Genomic DNA, 16,124 nt, shown 5'->3' on the forward strand with positions numbered 1-16,124 from the left:
CGGGGATCAGCGATGACCCCGAGAGCCGCCGGTCGCCGCGGAGCCCGACACCGCCGAGTTTTCGCCGCCCGTGACGCCGGGCGCGAGCGGGGCCGCGCGGGATGGGACGCGGCGCGGGCAGGTGTAGGGATCTCCCTACTGCTGCCACCGGATCGGTCGGGGCCATGCTTGGCATATGACATCGCCGATCCTCGAGCACGCGGACAGTGTCTGGCGCGGGTCGGTGCCCCCGCAGGAGGTGCCGCTGCGGGACCTGCGCTCGAGGGGGGTGCAGGAGGTGGCCGAAGGCGTGGTCATGTGGCCGGCGTTCGGCAACGTCTACGGCATCAGGGGGGACGGCGGCCTGGCTCTGTTCGACTCGGGCAACAACGTGGACGCGCGCACGATGCACGCGGCCATGCGCGCCTGGTCGGACGAGCCGGTCCGTTACGCGATCTTCTCGCACGGCCACTTCGACCACGTCGCCGGCATGGAGCCCTTCGACGCCGAGAGCGGCCCGCGGCCCCAGGTGATCGCCCACGAGAAGGTCGCCGCCCGATTCGTCCGTTACGCCAGGACGGCCGGGTACAACACGGTGATCAACCAACGCCAGTTCGGTTTCACCCGGATGGTGTGGCCGACGAGCTTCCGCCAGCCGGACCTGACCTACCACGACCGGATCGACCTCTCCCTCGGCGACGTCACCCTCGAACTGCGGCACGCGCGCGGCGAGACCGACGACGCCACCTGGGCGTTCCTGCCCGAGCGCGGCGTCCTGCTGACCGGTGACCTGTTCATCTGGGTCACCCCGAACGCGGGCAACCCGCAGAAGGTCCAGCGGTACCCCGACGAGTGGGCTCTGGCCCTGCGCAAGATGGCCGCCCTGTCGCCCGAGGTGCTGCTGCCCGGCCACGGCCTGCCGATCGCCGGCGCGGCGCGCGTGCGCCAGGCGCTGACCGACACCGCCGACTACCTGGACAGCCTGGTCGAGCAGACGCTGGACATGATGAACGCCGGCGCCCGGCTCGACGAGATCATCCATGCCGTCCGGCCGCCCGAGGCGCTGGCCGGCCGGCCCTACCTGCAACCGCACTATGACGAGCCGGAGTTCGTCGTGCGCAACATCTGGCGGCTGTACGGCGGCTGGCACGACGGCAACCCCGCCCACCTGAAGCCCCCGCCCGACGACGTCCTCGCCCACGCGCTGGCCGGCCTGTCCGGCGGGGCGGCGGCCCTGGCCACGCGCGCCGCCACGGCGGCCGCCGAGGGCGACCTGCGCCTGGCCTGCCAGCTCGCCGAGCTGGCGACCCAGGCCGACCCGTCCGACCGAAAGGTGCACGAGATCAGGGCGCGCGTCTACACGCTGCGGGTGCGGCAGGAGACCTCCACCATGTCGCGCGGCGTCTACACCTGGGCGGCGGCCGAGTCGCGCAGCGTGACGACCGGCAAGGACCTGCTCGACGTGTACCACGAGATCGCCGGCGGCCAGATGTGGTGGGTGCCCTCCACCGCCGCCCCCGACGGAGGCCGGCCGCCGGGTGCCCGCGGGCCGGCGGCTCCATGAACGCCCGTCCCGCGCCCGGCTTTCCCCCGTAGCCGAGCGCGGGGCGGGTCGACCTTCGCGGAAGGCCGCGCGACCCGGCCCGAAAGCCTTGACGGCACGCTAGTGCGCCGAGGTGCGCCTGCGGACCAGCCGGTCGAGCAGGCATTCCAGCTCGGCCTCCGGGTCGCCGGTCAGCCCGGCGTGGACCGGGCCTGTCTGCACGACCGTGCTGCGCGGGGCGGTGAGCCAGCGGAAGCGCCCGCCGAGCGACTCGCCGCGCAGCGGCCCCGCGTCGGCCGAGCACGCGCGTTCGTAGGCCGCCAGCGCCTTGCCGACCTCCCCCACGTCCAGGGTCTCGTCGAGCGCGCGGAGCCGGGACTCCTCCAGCTCGGCGCGGGCGCACAGGTAGCCGTTCGGCTGGGAGTAGAGGATCACCCCCACGTTGAGGAACTCGCCGCGGACCACGCAGGGCATGACGCGGATCACCGCGTACTCGTAGACGGCCATCGTCTCGCGGGTATCAGCGGAGGCGGCGCGGTGCTCGGGCGGGAGCGCGGTGGTCATCGGCCGGCCTCCGGCAGCCAGGCGCGCGGACCGTGGGCGCGCGCGAGCAGGTGGTCGACGTAGGCGCGGCGCACGGAGGCGGCGTCGGGGAAGCCGGGCTCGCCCTCCAGCCACTCGTCGGGGACCAGGGCGACGACCGCGCCGAGCAGCTCCTCGGTGATCAGGCCGGGCAGCTCGGCGTCGGCCTGCTTGACGCGCGTGGCGAAGGGCGCGAGCACGTGGTCGCCGGCGTCGAAGCGGCGCTGCGGGTCGGCGGTGCGCCAGTTGTGGTGGAACCACAGCGCGGCGCCGTGGTCGATCAGCCAGATGTCGCCGTGCCAGACCAGCAGGTTGGGGTTGCGCCAGCTGCGGTCGACGTTGTGGACCAGCGCGTCGAACCACAGGACGCGGGAGGCGAGGTCGGCGTCGGCGGTCCAGGCCAGCGGGTCGAAGCCGAGCGACCCGGGCAGGAAGTCGACGCCCAGGTTGTGGCCCTCGCTGGCCTGGAGCAGATCTTGGATCTCCTGGTCGGGCTCGCGCGCGCCGATGCGCGGGTCGAGGTCGACGACCTTCAGCTCAGGGGTGCGCAGCCCGATCCGCCGGGCCAGCTCCGCGCAGATGATCTCGGCGACCAGCACCCGCCGCCCCTGCCCCGCACCGCGGAATTTCACGACATAGGTACCAAGATCGTCCGCCTCGACGACGCCGGGCAGCGATCCCCCCTCCCGGAGGGGGGTCACATAGCGCGTCGCGGTCACCAGTTCGAGCACCCGCCAAGGGTACCCAGCTCCCCGCCCCACCCCGCGCCCCCGGGGAGGCATGCGGAACGGTTCAGAAAAGGACGGACATGAAGGTGTCGACCTCTTTGAAGCCGACTCTGCGGTAGGCCGCGCGAGCGGGGACGTTGAAGTCGTTGACGTAGAGCGACACCACCGGGGCAAAGTGGCGCAGTGTCAGGTCCACGATGGCGGCCATGCCCGAGACGGCGTGCCCCTGGCCGCGGCGGTCGGGATGCACCCACACGCCCTGGATCTGGCAGACCTGCGGCGTCACCGCCCCGACCTCGGCCTTGAAGACGACCTGGCCGTCCTCGATGCGGGCGAACGAGCGGCCGATGCGGATCAGCTCGGCCACCCGGGAGCGGTAGAGCGCGCCGCCGTCCCCCAGGTCGGGCGAGATGCCGACCTCCTCGGTGAACATCGCCACGCATGCGGGCAGCAGCGTGGCGAACTCCTCCGGGCGTACCTGGCGGACCAGCGGGTCGGGCGGCACCGGAGAGGGCGAGGAGGTGGCCATCACCGGCTGGGCCCAGCGGATCGCCCGCGCGGACCCCCAGTAGGGCTCCAGCCGCTCCCACAGCTTCTCCACCGCGTCGGCCGGGCCCACGATCGAGGAACAGCGCCGGCCCTGCCTGCGGGCACGGTCGGCGAAGGCCTGCACGGCCTCGGGGCCGGCGTTGACCGGGACCAGGTTGGCGCCGGCATAGCACAGCGAGGTCAGCCCACCGCGCGGGCCGAACCCCCACATCTGTCCGCCGAGCCGGGCCGGGCTCAGCCCGACGGACCGGACCCGGGAGGCGACGAAGACGTTGGCGACGGGGTCCGCGTCGAGGAGCGTGAGCACCTCGTCGCGGTCCTGATCGTCGAGCACCCGCGACGCCGATGTTCGCAGCATCACGGGCTTAGCCTACGCGACAGCCCCGATTTTGGAACGAACCGACCCTACTGGCCGTTGATCGCCTGCGCCGGCCTTGGGTGCGCGGGGTCGGCCTCGGCCGGCTGCGGCGGGCGGGGCTCGGCCGAGGCGGCGCAGAAGGCGTCCGGCCGCCGCCCGGTGCGCTGCTCGGCCCTGCCGCCGGGAACGGTGCCGTCCCGCAGGTAGGCGGCCAGGTGCCGGTCGACGCAGGCGTTGTCCCCGAGAGAGACCCCGTGGTTGCCGCCGCCCTCCACCAGCAGCCGGGCCGTCGGGAAGCGTTCACGCACCCGCACCGCGCCCGCGTAGGGCGTGGCGGCGTCGTGCCTGGACTGGACGAGCAGGATCGAAGGCAGGTGGGCGACGTCGCCGACGTGCACCGGCGTCCCGCCCTTCTCCGGCCAGAACGCGCAGGGCGCGTTGTACCAGGCGTTCGGCCAGGCCATGAACGGCGCCTTGGCGTTCACCTTGGCGGTGTCGGCCTGCCAGCGCGCCCAGTCGCGCGGCCATGCGGCGTCACGGCACTGCACCGCCAGGTAGACGGCGTAGTTGTTCTCGGCGGCGGCGTCGTGGTCCACGTGGCGGCGGTAGGCGGCCACCAGGCCCTCCGGCCGCCCCTTCTTGACGTAGGCGGAGAAGACGGCCGCGAACAGCGGCCAGACGGCGTTGGTGTACCCGCCGACGGTGTAGATGTCGTCCAGCTCGCTCGGGCCGACCAGACCCCCGGCGGGTCGCAGGCCAAGCCGCCGGCGCATGCCGTACCAGGCCCTGGCCACCTCGGTCTCGGTGTCGCCCAGGTGGTAGGCGTCGTCGTGCCGGGCGACCCAGGCGAGGAACTGACGGTGCCGCCGGTCGAAGGAGTAGTCCTGGGCGATGTTCGAGTCGTACCAGACCCCCTCGGGGTCGACCACGCTGTCGAGCACCAGCCGCCTGACCCGGTTGGGGAACAGCGTCGCGTACACCGAGCCGAGGTAGGTGCCGTAGGAGTACCCCAGGTAGCTGATCTTGTCCTCGCCGAGCGCCCGCCGGATGGCGTCCATGTCCCGGGCGGAGTTCTCCGTGGTCATGTGCGGCAGCAGCCACGACCAGCGCGTCGCGCACGCCTCGGCGTACCCCTTGGCCCGGGCGAGCAGCGCCGCCTCGGCCGCGTCGTTGGCCGGCACCTGGTCCGGGCGCGGCGCGGCGAAGTGCGTCTTGGGGTCCACGCAGTGGAGCGCCGGCTCGCTGGCCCCGACGCCCCTGGGGTCGAAGCCCACGATGTCGTAGCGCGCGGCGACGTCCTTGGGCAGGGCGGCGGCCACGTACCGGGCCAGGTTCACCCCGGGCGCGCCGGGACCGCCGGGGTTGACCAGCAGGACGCCGAGCCCCCGGCGGTGGTCGTGCGACTCCGCGCCCCGGACGCGGCTGAGCGCCAGGGCGATGGCGCGCCCGTCCGGCGCGGCCGGGTTCAGCGGCACGTTCAGCGACGCGCACTCGACCGTGACCACCGACTTCGGCCCGGGGCACTCGGCCCACGTCGGCCCGCCCTTGGGCTCGGCGGCCGCTCCGCGCGCCGTCGCTCCCGTCAGCCCGGTGACCAGCAAGGTCACGCCGGCCATGACACTGACAACCCGTCTCACCCGTTGACTCCCCTCTGCGGCTGTGGCAGAAGCCGATGCTCCCGGACCCGGCCGCGCGACGACCGGCGACCCGGCCCAATGTTTACCGATCTGTAGTCATTCGATTGCGCACCGTTATCCAAGGCTTCGCGCGCGGTCGCGCTCGGGCGGATCGAAGACATGACGGAATGACCCGGATGATGACGGTGGAAGGTCAGTCCGGCAGGCGCTGGATCGCGACCATCGCGGCGTCGTCGCCGAGCCGCCCCCCGACATAGGCGAGCAGGTCGTCGCGGACGTGCCGCACCAGCGTCTCGGGACCGTCGCCCTCCCAGCTCATCAGCCGGTCGGCCAGCGGGTAGAACTCGCCGCCGCGGCCGCGGGCCTCGATGACGCCGTCGGTGTAGAGCAGCAGCGTGTCACCGGCCTTGAAGTCGAAGGTCTCCACCTCGTACAGCGGGTCGGCCAGCTCGCCGAGGCCGAGCGGCGGCGCGGGCCTGGCCGCGTCCAGCGTCATGACCTGGTGGTCGCGCAGGAGCAGCGGCGGCGGGTGGCCGCAGTCGATCATCTCGATCACCGCCCGGTCGTGCGGGATCTCGATGACGGCCGCGGTGATGAAGTTCTCCTGCGCCTGCTCGAGGTCCTCGGTGTGCTCGTCGAGGTCGGACCGCACGCTCTGGTCCAGGTACCGGGCCACGTCGGGCAGGGTGGCGTGCCTGCGCGCCGCCTCGCGGAAGGAGCCGAGGAGCAGGGCGGCGTCCGACACCGAGGGCAGCCCCTTGCCGCGGACGTCGCCGATGACGATGCGCGCCCGGGAATCGGTGCGGGCCGCGGCGTACAGGTCGCCGCCGATCTGCGCCTCCTCCTCGGCCGCCAGGTACATGGAGGCCAGCCGCAGCGACCCTAGCCGCGCGGGCAGGGGGCGCAGCAGCGCCCGCTGGGCGGCCTCGGAGACCGACCGCACGCGCGTGAGGACCTTCTGGTGCCGCTCGCGCAGATAGGAGAACAGCACCAGGAACACCGTGACCACGACGGCCGCGGCGAACTGCGTCTGCACGGGCCGGTCGGCGATGGTGCCGTCGTGCGCGCTGACGACCATCTCGCCGGCGAAGGACAGCACGCCCACGCTCCCGGTGACCCACGGCCCGGAGAACGAGGCGGTGATCGCCGGAGCGGTGATCAGCAGGGGGCTCAGCTCGATCTCGCGCGGCGTCAGCAGGTCGGCCACGGTGATCACGAAGATGAGCACGAGCGGGATCGCCACCAGCGCGTGGCCCGTCCGCCACGGCCGGTGCCCGTCCGCTCTGCCCCACGCGTGCCGCACCCTTCATGCATACACCAGCACGAGCCCGGGCGAAAAACCCACGCCCGCTGTGACCTGCGGAAACGCCCGCACGTCAGGGGATTTCGCCCTGTGGCGCCGACCGGCCGCCGTCCCGAATGGTGAGACAGCCGGGGGGCGGGCGGAGATCAGCCGACGACGACCTGCGGCCCGGAGGCGGCCTCGTCGTCGTCCAGGTCGACCTCCACGCCCATCTCCTCGGCCAGGCGCAGGGCCTCCTCGATGAGCGTCTCGACGATCTGCGACTCGGGGACGGTCTTGACGACCTCGCCCTTGACGAAGATCTGCCCCTTGCCGTTGCCGGAGGCGACGCCGAGGTCGGCCTCGCGGGCCTCGCCGGGGCCGTTCACCACGCAGCCCATCACGGCCACCCGCAGCGGGACCTTCAGCCCGTCGAGCCCGGCGTGCACCTGCTCGGCCAGGGTGTAGACGTCCACCTGGGCGCGCCCGCAGGAGGGGCAGGAGACGATCTCCAGGCCGCGCTCGCGGAGGTTCAGCGACTCCAGGATGCCGATGCCGACCTTGACCTCCTCGACCGGGGGCGCCGACAGCGAGACGCGGATCGTGTCGCCGATGCCCTCGGCGAGCAGCGCGCCGAAGGCCACCGCCGACTTGATCGTGCCCTGGAACGCCGGGCCGGCCTCGGTCACGCCGAGGTGCAGCGGATAGTCGCACTGGGCCGCGAGCAGGCGGTACGCCTGGATCATGACGACGGGGTCGTGGTGCTTGACGGAGATCTTGATGTCGCGGAAGCCGTGCTCCTCGAACAGCGAGCACTCCCACAGCGCCGACTCCACCAGCGCCTCGGGGGTCGCCTTGCCGTACTTGGCCAGCAGGCGGGGGTCGAGCGAACCGGCGTTGACGCCGATGCGGATGGGGACGCCCGCGTCGGCGGCGGCCCTGGCGATCTCGCCGACCTTGTCGTCGAACTTCTTGATGTTGCCCGGATTCACCCGGACGGCCGCGCACCCGGCCTCGATGGCGGCGAAGACGTACTTCGGCTGGAAGTGGATGTCGGCGATCACCGGGATCTGCGACTTGCGCGCGATGGCCGGCAGCGCGTCGGCGTCGTCCTGCGAGGGCACGGCCACGCGGACGATCTGGCAGCCGGAGGCGGTGAGCTCGGCGATCTGCTGCAGCGTCGCGTTCACGTCGGCGGTCAGTGTGGTGGTCATGGACTGCACCGTCACCGGCGCGCCCCCGCCCACGGGCACCGAGCCCACCATGATCTGCCGCGACACCCGCCGCTCGGCGATCGGCTTGCTCCGTACCGAGGGAATCCCCAGATCAACAGATGTCATCTTTTCCAGCACCTTGATAGTGGCGACGCGCTAAGACGCCCCCCAGTCTAAGGACCTCCGCGCACCGGTAGGCTCCGCCCGCCGACAAAGCCGGAGTTCCCGGCCACCTGTGACTCCCGCCACACCCCGGTGACCGGGCGCGGCTCAGCCCTCCTGGGCGGCCACCAGTTCGCGGGCCCGGGCGCGGGCCCAGGCGTCGGCGTCCAGGACCTCCTCCACCGACCCCGCCGGCGTCACCGAATGCTCGCCGACCACGGCCGCGACGGTGTCGACGATGCCGAGGAACGGCAGCCGCCGGGCCAGGAACGCCTCCGCGCACTCCTCGTTGGCGGCGTTGTAGACGGCCGGCGCCGTGCCGCCTTGCGTGCCGACGTGCCTGGCCAGCGCCACCGACGGGAACGCCTCGTCGTCCAGCGGCTCGAACGTCCAGGTGTGGGCCTTGGTCCAGTCGACGGCGCCGGCCGCCCCCGGCACGCGCGACGGCCAGCCCAGCGTCAGCGAGATGGGCAGCCGCATGTCGGGCGGGCTGGCCTGGGCGATGGTGGACCCGTCGACGAACTCGACCATCGAGTGGACGACCGACTGCGGGTGGACGACCACGGTGATGCGGTCGAAGGGGATGTCGAACAGCAGGTTTGCCTCGATGACCTCAAGGCCCTTGTTGACGAGCGTCGCCGAGTTGAGCGTGATCATCGTGCCCATGTCCCAGGTGGGGTGCTTCAGCGCCTGCTCGGGGGTCACGCCGGTCAGCTCCGCCCGCGCGCGGCCGCGGAAGGGGCCGCCGCTGGCGGTGATCACCAGCCGCCGCACCTGCGCGGGGTCGTGGCCGGAGGGCCCCGCCGCCCACAGGCACTGGGCCAGGGCCGAGTGCTCGGAGTCGACCGGCAGGATGCTGCCCGGCCCGGCCAGCCGCTTGACCAGCGGCCCGCCGATGATGAGCGACTCTTTGTTGGCCAGGGCCAGCACCCGCCCCGCCGACAGCGCGGCCAGCGTGGAGGTCAGCCCGACCGCGCCGGTGATGCCGTTCAGCACGATGTCGCAGGGCCAGGCGGCGACCTGCGCCACCCCCTCGGCGCCCGCCACGACCGGCACCGGGCCGATCGCCTCGCGAAGCGCGGGGACCGCCCGCTCGTCTGCGACCGCGACGACCTCGGGACGGAACCGCCGCACCTGCTGGGCCAGCAGGTCGACCTGGCCGCCGCCGGCGACGAGCCCGGCGACGCGGAAGCTCGCGGGGTCGCGCTCGATGACCTCCAGGGCCTGGGTGCCCACCGAGCCGGTGGAACCGAGCACGACGATCGAGCGCGGCTCCGCGGCGCCGGGACGGCCGGCGCGCGCGAGGGCGGCGGTGGAGTCCGCGGGACCGGCCGGCGCGGCGAGAGGGGTCTGCATGCCCCCATTATCGCGGCCCGCCCCGGCCCCGCCCGCCGGACCGCCGGGGAGAGGTCCGCGGGGGCCGTTCCGTGTCACCACTGCGACTGGTGAGAAAACAGCAGCTCAATGCCCGAAACCCGCCATACCCGTCTCGGCGAATCACGAGAAATGCCGCATTCCACCGCACTACCTTCCCGCGTCAGAGCACGGCACCCGATCACGCGGGAGCCGGGCCCGCGTCCAGCGTCCCGCGCCGGCCCGACACCGGGCAGCGCGCCCCGCCGGCGCGGCGCCCGGCTCCCGCGACCACCGCATGGAGGACCCCGCATGCACCCCACGGCACGACGTCTCATCCCCATCCTCGCCATCACCCCCGTGGCGGCGGCGGGAATCCTGCTGAACGCCTCGACCGCCGAGGCGGCCAAGCCGTCCGCCGCGCCCCGGCCGGCCGTTCACGACGCGGCCGACAGCACCAAGGAACAGCGCGTCGTCAAGCAGTTCTGGACCCCGGCCAAGATGGCCGCCGCCAGGCCGCTGGACCTGGTGCGGTCGCGCGGCGGGCGCACGACCGCCACGCCCGGCGGCGGCAGGACGATCACCCTGCCGGCCCCCGGCGCGCACGCCGTGAAGCGCGCCGACACCCCGGCCGAGCCCACCGCCTCCGCCTCGCCCACCCAGGCGGCGCCGACCGCGCCGGCCACGCCCACGCCGACGGCGCAGGCCGAGACCCCCGCCCCCACGCCCTCGCCGACCGCGCCGGCCGCCACGCTGTCGGCCCGCTCGCCGGGCGCCGCGTGGACGGCGGGCGGCACGATCGTCAGGACCGAGGGACGGGTCTTCTTCACCTACCAGGGGCGCAGCGCCTCCTGCTCGGGCACCGCGGTCACCAGCGCCAACAAGAGCGTCGTGCTCACCGCCGGCCACTGCGTGAAGCTCGGCGGCGCCTTCCACACCAACTGGGTGTTCGTCCCCGGCTACGACAACGGCAGCCGTCCCTACGGCACCTGGGTCGCCACCAGCCTGCTCACCACGCCGCAATGGAACGCCAGTGAGGACATGAACTTCGACGTGGCCGCCGCCGTCGTGGCGCCGCTGAACGGCCGGCGTCTGGTCGACGTCGTCGGCGGCCAGGGCGTGGCCTTCAACCAGCCGCGCGGGCGGCAGATGTACGCCTTCGGCTACCCGGCGGCCGGCCCCTACAACGGCTCGAAGCTGATCTACTGCAGCGGCCGGGTGTTCGACGACTTCCTGGTCTCCAGTGACCAGGGCCTCACCTGCGACATGACCGGCGGCTCCAGCGGCGGCGGGTGGTTCCTCGGCTTCAGCGAGGCGACCGGCGCGGGCACCCTGAACTCGGTGAACAGCTTCAAGTACAACTTCGCGTCGTACTGGATGTTCGGCCCGTACTTCGGCCCGGAGGCGCAGGCGGTCTACACCACGGCGCAGAACCAGGACGCCACCTGATTCACCGAAAGTATCCACAAGGCGACCTTGCGTAGTCCACACTCGGGATCCATGACCCCGATCCTCCCCTTGATCGCCGCCGCGTCGCTCATCACGGGGCTGGCCGGTGCCGCGCCCGCCGCCTCCGCACGGGTCCTTCCACCGGCGGGCTCCGGCCTGCCGGCCACGCCGTTCTCACCGCCCGCCGCGCTCGTTCCGGTCGCTGGGGCGGGCGTCCTCCAGCCGGTGGCCTCGGTCCCGGCGGGGGTGGTCCAGCACGTGGCCGCCCTCACCGAGGCCGAGCAGCGCAGGGTCCTCGCCTACTGGACGCCCCGGCGCATGGCGCGGGCACTGCCCGGCGGGCTGCTCGGCTCGGTCGCCAGGCTGGGCGGGCTCGGCTCCGGCGACCTGCCTTTGCGCATCGCCGCCGCCCGTCCTCCGCACACCAGGCCCCCGGGGCACACCCGGCCCCCGGCCCCGTCGCGTCCCGCCGCCCCGCCCCGTGAGAGGCCGGCCGGGCAGGGCCGATCCACCACCGGGGGCGCGTCCACCGCGCCGGTGGCCGCGCGGCCGGCCGCGCGGACGCCCGGCGTCAGCACCAGCGGCGCCCGGTGGGCGGCGGGGGGCGCGGTGACGCGCACCACCGGCCGGGTGTTCCTCACCATGCGCGGCGTCGACTACGTCTGCTCGGCGGGCGCGGTGCGCAGCCGCACCATGGACGTGGTCGTCACCGCCGGCCACTGCGTCAAGGACGGCCGGGGTCCCTGGGCCGAGAACTGGACGTTCGTGCCGGGTTACGAGGCGGGCGAGCGGCCCTTCGGGGTGTTCACCGCCCGGCGGACGCTCGTGCCGGAGCCCTGGTCGGCCAAGGGCGACGACAGCCACGACATCGGCATGGTCGCGGTCAACCCGGTGGACGGGCGGCACCTCGGGCACGTCGTCGGCGGCCAGGAGATCGCCTTCGACGCGCCGCGCGGCGAGCGCGCCTTCGGGTTCGGCTTCCCCGCCGACCCTCCCTACGACGGCGAGCACCTGATCTACTGCTCGGGCGCGACGCACGCCGACCCGCACGGCCAGACCCGCGACCAGGGCATGCGTTGTGACCTCACCGCCGGGTCGAGCGGCGGCCCGTGGCTGAGCTCCTTCGACCCGGCGACCGGGCAGGGCGTGGTCACCTCGGTGAGCAGCTTCAAGTACAGCGACGACCCGCGCACGATGTACGGGCCCTACTTCGGCGATCAGGCCCGCCGGCTGTTCGAGGCGGCGCAGCGAGCCTGAGGTGGACGACAGTCCGGCGGACGCCGAGGACGCGACCGGCTCACAGGGTCAGGCCGGTGAGCACCATGACCTTCTCGTAGGTGTAGTCCTCCATGGCCGAGCGCAGACCCTCGCGTCCGATGCCCGACTCCTTGACGCCGCCGTAGGGCATCTGGTCGGCGCGGTAGGACGGCACGTCGCCGATGATCACACCGCCGACCTCCAGCTCCTTGCCGGCGCGGAAGGCCGCCTCGATGCTGCGGGTGAACACCCCCGCCTGAAGCCCGTACTTGGAGTCGTTGGCGGCGGCGAACGCCTCGTCGGCCGAGCCGACCGGCTGGACGACCAGCACCGGGCCGAAGACCTCCTCGCGCACGACCTTGGCCTCGCCCGGCACCTCCGCGAGCACGGTGGGGGCGACGGTCGCCCCGTCCCGGCCGCCCCCGGTGAGCACCCGGCCGCCCGCGGCGACCGCCTCGGCCACCCACTGCTCGACCCGTTCGGCGGCCTCGACCGACACCATCGGCCCCACCTGCGTCTTGTCGTCGGCGGGGTCGCCGACGACCAGGCTGTCGACGGCGGCGACGAGCTTGGCGGTGAACGCCTCGGCCACCGGCTCCTCCACGATCACCCGCTGGACCGCGATGCAGCTCTGCCCGGCCTGGTAGTTTCCGAACAACGCGACGCGGGTGGCCGCCCAGTCGAGGTCGGCGTCGGCGAGCACGATCGCGGCGGCGTTCCCGCCGAGCTCCAGCGTGACGTGCTTGCGCGGCACCCGGTCCTTGATGGCGTAGCCGACCGGCCCGGAGCCGGTGAACGACACCACCGGCAGGCGCGGGTCCTCCACCAGCGCCCCCGCGCGGTCGTTGGGCACCGGCAGCACCGAGAACATGCCCTCGGGCAGACCGGTCTCGGCGAGGATCTCGCCGAGCACCAGCGCCGACAGCGGGGTCGCCGGGGCGGGCTTGACGATCACGGGCGCGCCGACCGCGATGGCGGGCGCCACCTTGTGAGCCACCAGGTTGAGCGGGAAGTTGAACGGCGTGACGGCCAGCACCGGTCCGTACGGCTGGCGCGAGACGTAGGCCAGGCGGCCGGCGGCGGCGGGCTCGGTGTCCAGCCGCTGGGCCTCGCCGCTGAAGCGCCGCGTCTCCTCGGCGGCGAAGCGGAAGGTGGAGACGGCGCGGGCGACCTCGCCGCGCGCCCAGAAGATCGGCTTGCCGTTCTCGGCGCTGATCAGCCGGGCGATCTCCTCCGAGCGCTCGGCCAGGCGGCGCGAGACGTGGGCCAGCGCCTCGGCGCGGGCGTGGATCGGCAGCGCGGCGGCCTCCTTGCGGACGGCGTGCGCGGCCGCCACCGCCTGCTCCACCTGGTCCGGGGTCGGCACCGAGCCGACGCCGACGACGCGGCCGTCGTGGGGATTGGTCACCGTGAGCTCGTCATCGCCCGTCGCGGGCGAACCGGCGAGCCAGAAGGGGCGTACGTCCATGTCCCGACGCTATGCCTTCCTGCGGTCCGGGACGCTACTCCGGTACGGACAAGTGCGCCCTGGCACCGCTACATTCCGCATAAGAAACGTTCTTTCCCCGTTCCGTAACGAGCATGCCGCGATTTCGGGATGTTTTCTGTTGCATGGCGGTTTGAAGGTCGCGACACATGGTTAAGTCAACATGCGGGTCCGCGCGGGACCCTTGGGGAGAAGGGGCTGAGTCGCTCATGGGTTCGCCTGCGCCGCTCGGTCTCCAAGGCGCCTATGCGATGGGCGGCCAGAGCTCCCAGGACGAGCTGCGCGCGCGGCTGATCGCGGTGGCCGGCGAACTGCTCGTCACCCGCGGCGCCGACAGCCTGACCGTCCGGCGCATCGCCACCGAGGCCGGGTGCGCCACCACGGTGGTGTACACCATGTTCGGCAACAAGGAGGGCCTGGCCGAGGCGCTGTACCTTGAGGGCTTCGAGCGGTTTCGCCGCAGGCTCGCGGCGGTCCCCCGCCACCCCGACCCGCTGGAGTACCTCACCTCGCTCGGGCCCGCCTACCGCGAGGCGTGCCTGGCCGAGCCCGGCTACTACAGCGTGATGTTCGAGAAGGCCATCCCCGGCTTCGAGCCGAGCGAGCGGGCGCGCACCCTCGCCAGGGCCGCGGTGAACATCCTCGACCGGGCCATCGCCGACTGCATCTCGGCCGGCTACCTGGTGCCGACCCAGCCGCGCAAGATCGCCGACTGCCTGTGGGCGGCGGCGCAGGGCGCCGTGAGCCTCGAACGCGCCGGCCACCTGCGCGACGACCGCGTCTACACCTCCGTCACCCTGGCCGCCATCAGCCGCTACCTCGTCCAGAAGGACACCCTGCCGGCCCCTTACTGACACCTCACCGCGAGGACACCCTGCCGGCCCTCACCGAGGCGCGGGGGGCCGGACCGCCAGCGCCATCCACAGCTCCGCGCGCACGGCCGGGTCGTCCAGGTCACGGCCGAGCAGTTCGGCGACCCGCCGCATGCGGTAGCGCAGGGTGTGCCGGTGGACGCCGAGCCGCTGGGCCGCCGCGTCCCAGTGGCCGTTGCACGCCAGGTAGGCGCGCAGCGACTCCACCAGGTCGGCGCGCGAGCCGTACTCGCGGAGCGGGGCCAGCAGCGAGGCGGCGAACCCGGACAGCAGGTTCGGCTCCACCAGCGAGAGCAACCCCTGCCCGGCGAGGTCGGCGAAGCGCATGACCGGGCGGGCCGACAGCAGGGCGCGCTGCGCCTGCTCCAGGCCGGCGGCCAGCCCGGACGGCCCGGACGACTCCACCGGTTCGCTGACCCCGACCCTGCCTCGCCGGGCCGCCGCCTCGGCCACCGGGCCGGCCTGCTCGACGGGCGCGAGCGCGATCACGACGCCGCCCCACGGAGCGGTGAACCCCGGCAGCGCGTCCTGGAGCTCCTCGGCGTCACCGGCCTCGCAGGCCAGCACCACGAACGGGCCGCCGTCCATGAACGCCGTCTCGTCGGGGCCGCCGGGCAGCGCCGCCAAGGTCTCACGCGCGGCCTCGCGCTCGCCGGCCAGCAGCAGCCGCAGCACGGCGGAGCGGACGCGGCGCACGGCGGCCAGCCGGTCGCGCCGCTGCTCCAGCGACAGGGCGAGCAGCGATCCGGCGGTGTTGACGACGGTGTGCCCGACCGGCGAGAAGGGCCGCTGCGCGCCGACCGCGAAGAAGCCGGTGACACGCCGCTGGTCTCCGAGCGGCTGGACGATCACGTGTTCGTGCGGCCCGGACAGCGCGAGGCTCGCGGGCGCGCCGTCGGGGGCGCGCAGGCGGTGGAGCTCGCCCCGCACCAGGGTCGCGGCCTTGTCGGCGCCCTCACCGGCGGCGTGCAGGACGCCGCCCGTCTCGTCGAACAGGACGGCCCAGCCGTGGATCTCACGGGCCAGCCGCCGGACCACCCCCGCCATTCCCCCCGCCCGGAGTGCGGCGCGGGTCAGCCGGCCCTGGGCGGCGAAGGCGTCGCCGAGCTCCTCGTACCGCTCGGCCGCGAGCATGTCGCTGACGGCCTTGCCGATGGAGATGAACGGGGTCTCCCTGGGCACCTCGACCAGCGGGAGCCCGGCGTCCGCGGCGGCGGCGACGAACTCGGGCGGCACGCTCTCGTGGCCGAGGCCCACGCCGAACCCGAGGCCGGCCGCTCCCCGGCCGACCAGCCGCGAGACGTAGGCGGGCGCGTCGTCCGGGGCGAGCCGCATGCCGGTGGTGAGGACGAGCTCGTCGCCCTCCAGGAACGGCGTGGGGTCCTCCAGTTCGCTCACCGCCACCCAGCGCACCGGGCGTTCCAGCGCGTCATGGCCCGCGCGCACGCGGAGCCGCAGCCGCGCGAGCGCGACCACCCGCCGCAGGGTCGGTGCCATGTCACTTCCTCGGGACGCCGGAGGCGGACGACTCCGTTCCCGGAGCCTCGCGGCTCCTCCGCGAAGAGGGCCGGATCCACCGGGGGTCCGGAGTTGTACAACCTGGACAAGCTGGACCGACATATTGTGACATGTCGCCAGGTCGGCACCTGGAGGCGGCGGCCGTAACGTCACAG

The 16,124-nt window shown here is 73.5% G+C and carries 13 protein-coding genes; 4 read left to right on the forward strand and 9 right to left on the reverse strand.

Features of this window, described 5'->3' with window-relative positions; genetic code table 11:
• The first annotated feature begins 175 nt into the window (after nt 1-175).
• Nucleotides 176-1,543 carry an alkyl sulfatase dimerization domain-containing protein gene (locus ACFQSB_RS02580; protein ID WP_380824022.1) on the forward strand — a complete coding sequence of 456 codons (1,368 nt, stop codon included), beginning with the start codon at nt 176-178 and terminating at the stop codon, nt 1,541-1,543.
• A gap of 99 nt (nt 1,544-1,642) precedes the next feature.
• On the opposite strand, the gene ACFQSB_RS02585 is transcribed toward ACFQSB_RS02580, so the two are convergent.
• The 7 genes from ACFQSB_RS02585 to dxr all read right to left on the reverse strand — a co-directional run bounded on the left by ACFQSB_RS02585 (nt 1,643) and on the right by dxr (nt 9,390).
• A complete protein-coding gene (locus ACFQSB_RS02585; RefSeq protein WP_380824054.1) occupies nt 1,643-2,029 on the reverse strand; it encodes a DUF3037 domain-containing protein in 387 nt (128 codons plus the stop codon).
• Between the two features lie 53 nt (nt 2,030-2,082).
• Complete coding sequence (locus tag ACFQSB_RS02590; protein ID WP_380824023.1) at nt 2,083-2,886, reverse strand: HipA family kinase; 804 nt, start codon at nt 2,884-2,886, stop codon at nt 2,083-2,085.
• Between the two features lie 10 nt (nt 2,887-2,896).
• On the reverse strand, nt 2,897-3,739 hold the full coding sequence (locus ACFQSB_RS02595) for a GNAT family N-acetyltransferase (RefSeq protein WP_354915845.1): 843 nt from the start codon (nt 3,737-3,739) through the stop codon (nt 2,897-2,899).
• Between the two features lie 47 nt (nt 3,740-3,786).
• The gene (locus tag ACFQSB_RS02600; RefSeq protein WP_380824024.1) at nt 3,787-5,376 is read right to left on the reverse strand and encodes an alpha/beta hydrolase; all 1,590 of its coding nucleotides are present in this window, start codon (nt 5,374-5,376) and stop codon (nt 3,787-3,789) included.
• A gap of 193 nt (nt 5,377-5,569) precedes the next feature.
• Complete coding sequence (locus ACFQSB_RS02605) at nt 5,570-6,679, reverse strand: PP2C family protein-serine/threonine phosphatase (protein WP_380824025.1); 1,110 nt, start codon at nt 6,677-6,679, stop codon at nt 5,570-5,572.
• Nucleotides 6,680-6,825: 146 nt separating this feature from the next.
• On the reverse strand, nt 6,826-7,998 hold the full coding sequence (ispG, locus tag ACFQSB_RS02610) for a flavodoxin-dependent (E)-4-hydroxy-3-methylbut-2-enyl-diphosphate synthase (RefSeq protein WP_354835390.1): 1,173 nt from the start codon (nt 7,996-7,998) through the stop codon (nt 6,826-6,828).
• 144 nt (nt 7,999-8,142) lie between these two features.
• Nucleotides 8,143-9,390 carry a 1-deoxy-D-xylulose-5-phosphate reductoisomerase gene (gene dxr, locus ACFQSB_RS02615; protein ID WP_354915780.1) on the reverse strand — a complete coding sequence of 416 codons (1,248 nt, stop codon included), beginning with the start codon at nt 9,388-9,390 and terminating at the stop codon, nt 8,143-8,145.
• A gap of 309 nt (nt 9,391-9,699) precedes the next feature.
• Between dxr and ACFQSB_RS02620 the strand changes: the two genes are divergently transcribed.
• Both ACFQSB_RS02620 and ACFQSB_RS02625 read left to right on the forward strand, forming a co-directional pair.
• Complete coding sequence (locus ACFQSB_RS02620; RefSeq protein WP_380824026.1) at nt 9,700-10,836, forward strand: trypsin-like serine peptidase; 1,137 nt, start codon at nt 9,700-9,702, stop codon at nt 10,834-10,836.
• A gap of 51 nt (nt 10,837-10,887) precedes the next feature.
• On the forward strand, nt 10,888-12,093 hold the full coding sequence (locus ACFQSB_RS02625; protein ID WP_380824027.1) for a trypsin-like serine peptidase: 1,206 nt from the start codon (nt 10,888-10,890) through the stop codon (nt 12,091-12,093).
• Between the two features lie 40 nt (nt 12,094-12,133).
• Here the strand turns inward: ACFQSB_RS02625 and ACFQSB_RS02630 are convergent, their stop codons facing one another.
• Nucleotides 12,134-13,561, reverse strand: a complete 1,428-nt coding sequence (locus ACFQSB_RS02630; RefSeq protein ID WP_380824028.1) for an aldehyde dehydrogenase family protein — start codon at nt 13,559-13,561, stop codon at nt 12,134-12,136.
• 269 nt (nt 13,562-13,830) lie between these two features.
• Here ACFQSB_RS02630 and ACFQSB_RS02635 point away from each other — a divergent pair, with 269 nt between their 5' ends.
• Nucleotides 13,831-14,433 carry a TetR/AcrR family transcriptional regulator gene (locus tag ACFQSB_RS02635; RefSeq protein WP_380824029.1) on the forward strand — a complete coding sequence of 201 codons (603 nt, stop codon included), beginning with the start codon at nt 13,831-13,833 and terminating at the stop codon, nt 14,431-14,433.
• A 30-nt stretch (nt 14,434-14,463) separates the two neighbouring features.
• On the opposite strand, the gene ACFQSB_RS02640 is transcribed toward ACFQSB_RS02635, so the two are convergent.
• Nucleotides 14,464-15,948, reverse strand: coding sequence for a PucR family transcriptional regulator (locus ACFQSB_RS02640; RefSeq protein ID WP_380824030.1), 1,485 nt, complete (start codon nt 15,946-15,948; stop codon nt 14,464-14,466).
• Nucleotides 15,949-16,124 lie beyond the last annotated feature (176 nt).

The sequence above is a fragment of the Sphaerisporangium rhizosphaerae genome (genome assembly GCF_042665155.1).
GTDB lineage: Bacteria > Actinomycetota > Actinomycetes > Streptosporangiales > Streptosporangiaceae > Sphaerisporangium > Sphaerisporangium rhizosphaerae.

What these genes read in the sequence shown, in the direction of transcription:
- dxr (WP_354915780.1), bottom strand. Translation starts at nt 9,390, where the DNA reads ATGCAGACCCCTCTCGCCGCGCCGGCCGGTCCCGCGGACTCCACCGCC.
- ACFQSB_RS02640 (WP_380824030.1), bottom strand. Translation starts at nt 15,948, where the DNA reads ATGGCACCGACCCTGCGGCGGGTGGTCGCGCTCGCGCGGCTGCGGCTC.
- ispG (WP_354835390.1), bottom strand. Translation starts at nt 7,998, where the DNA reads ATGACATCTGTTGATCTGGGGATTCCCTCGGTACGGAGCAAGCCGATC.
- ACFQSB_RS02630 (WP_380824028.1), bottom strand. Translation starts at nt 13,561, where the DNA reads ATGGACGTACGCCCCTTCTGGCTCGCCGGTTCGCCCGCGACGGGCGAT.
- ACFQSB_RS02635 (WP_380824029.1), top strand. Translation starts at nt 13,831, where the DNA reads ATGGGCGGCCAGAGCTCCCAGGACGAGCTGCGCGCGCGGCTGATCGCG.
- ACFQSB_RS02620 (WP_380824026.1), top strand. Translation starts at nt 9,700, where the DNA reads ATGCACCCCACGGCACGACGTCTCATCCCCATCCTCGCCATCACCCCC.
- ACFQSB_RS02590 (WP_380824023.1), bottom strand. Translation starts at nt 2,886, where the DNA reads ATGCCTCCCCGGGGGCGCGGGGTGGGGCGGGGAGCTGGGTACCCTTGG.
- ACFQSB_RS02585 (WP_380824054.1), bottom strand. Translation starts at nt 2,029, where the DNA reads ATGGCCGTCTACGAGTACGCGGTGATCCGCGTCATGCCCTGCGTGGTC.
- ACFQSB_RS02625 (WP_380824027.1), top strand. Translation starts at nt 10,888, where the DNA reads ATGACCCCGATCCTCCCCTTGATCGCCGCCGCGTCGCTCATCACGGGG.
- ACFQSB_RS02580 (WP_380824022.1), top strand. Translation starts at nt 176, where the DNA reads ATGACATCGCCGATCCTCGAGCACGCGGACAGTGTCTGGCGCGGGTCG.
- ACFQSB_RS02595 (WP_354915845.1), bottom strand. Translation starts at nt 3,739, where the DNA reads ATGCTGCGAACATCGGCGTCGCGGGTGCTCGACGATCAGGACCGCGAC.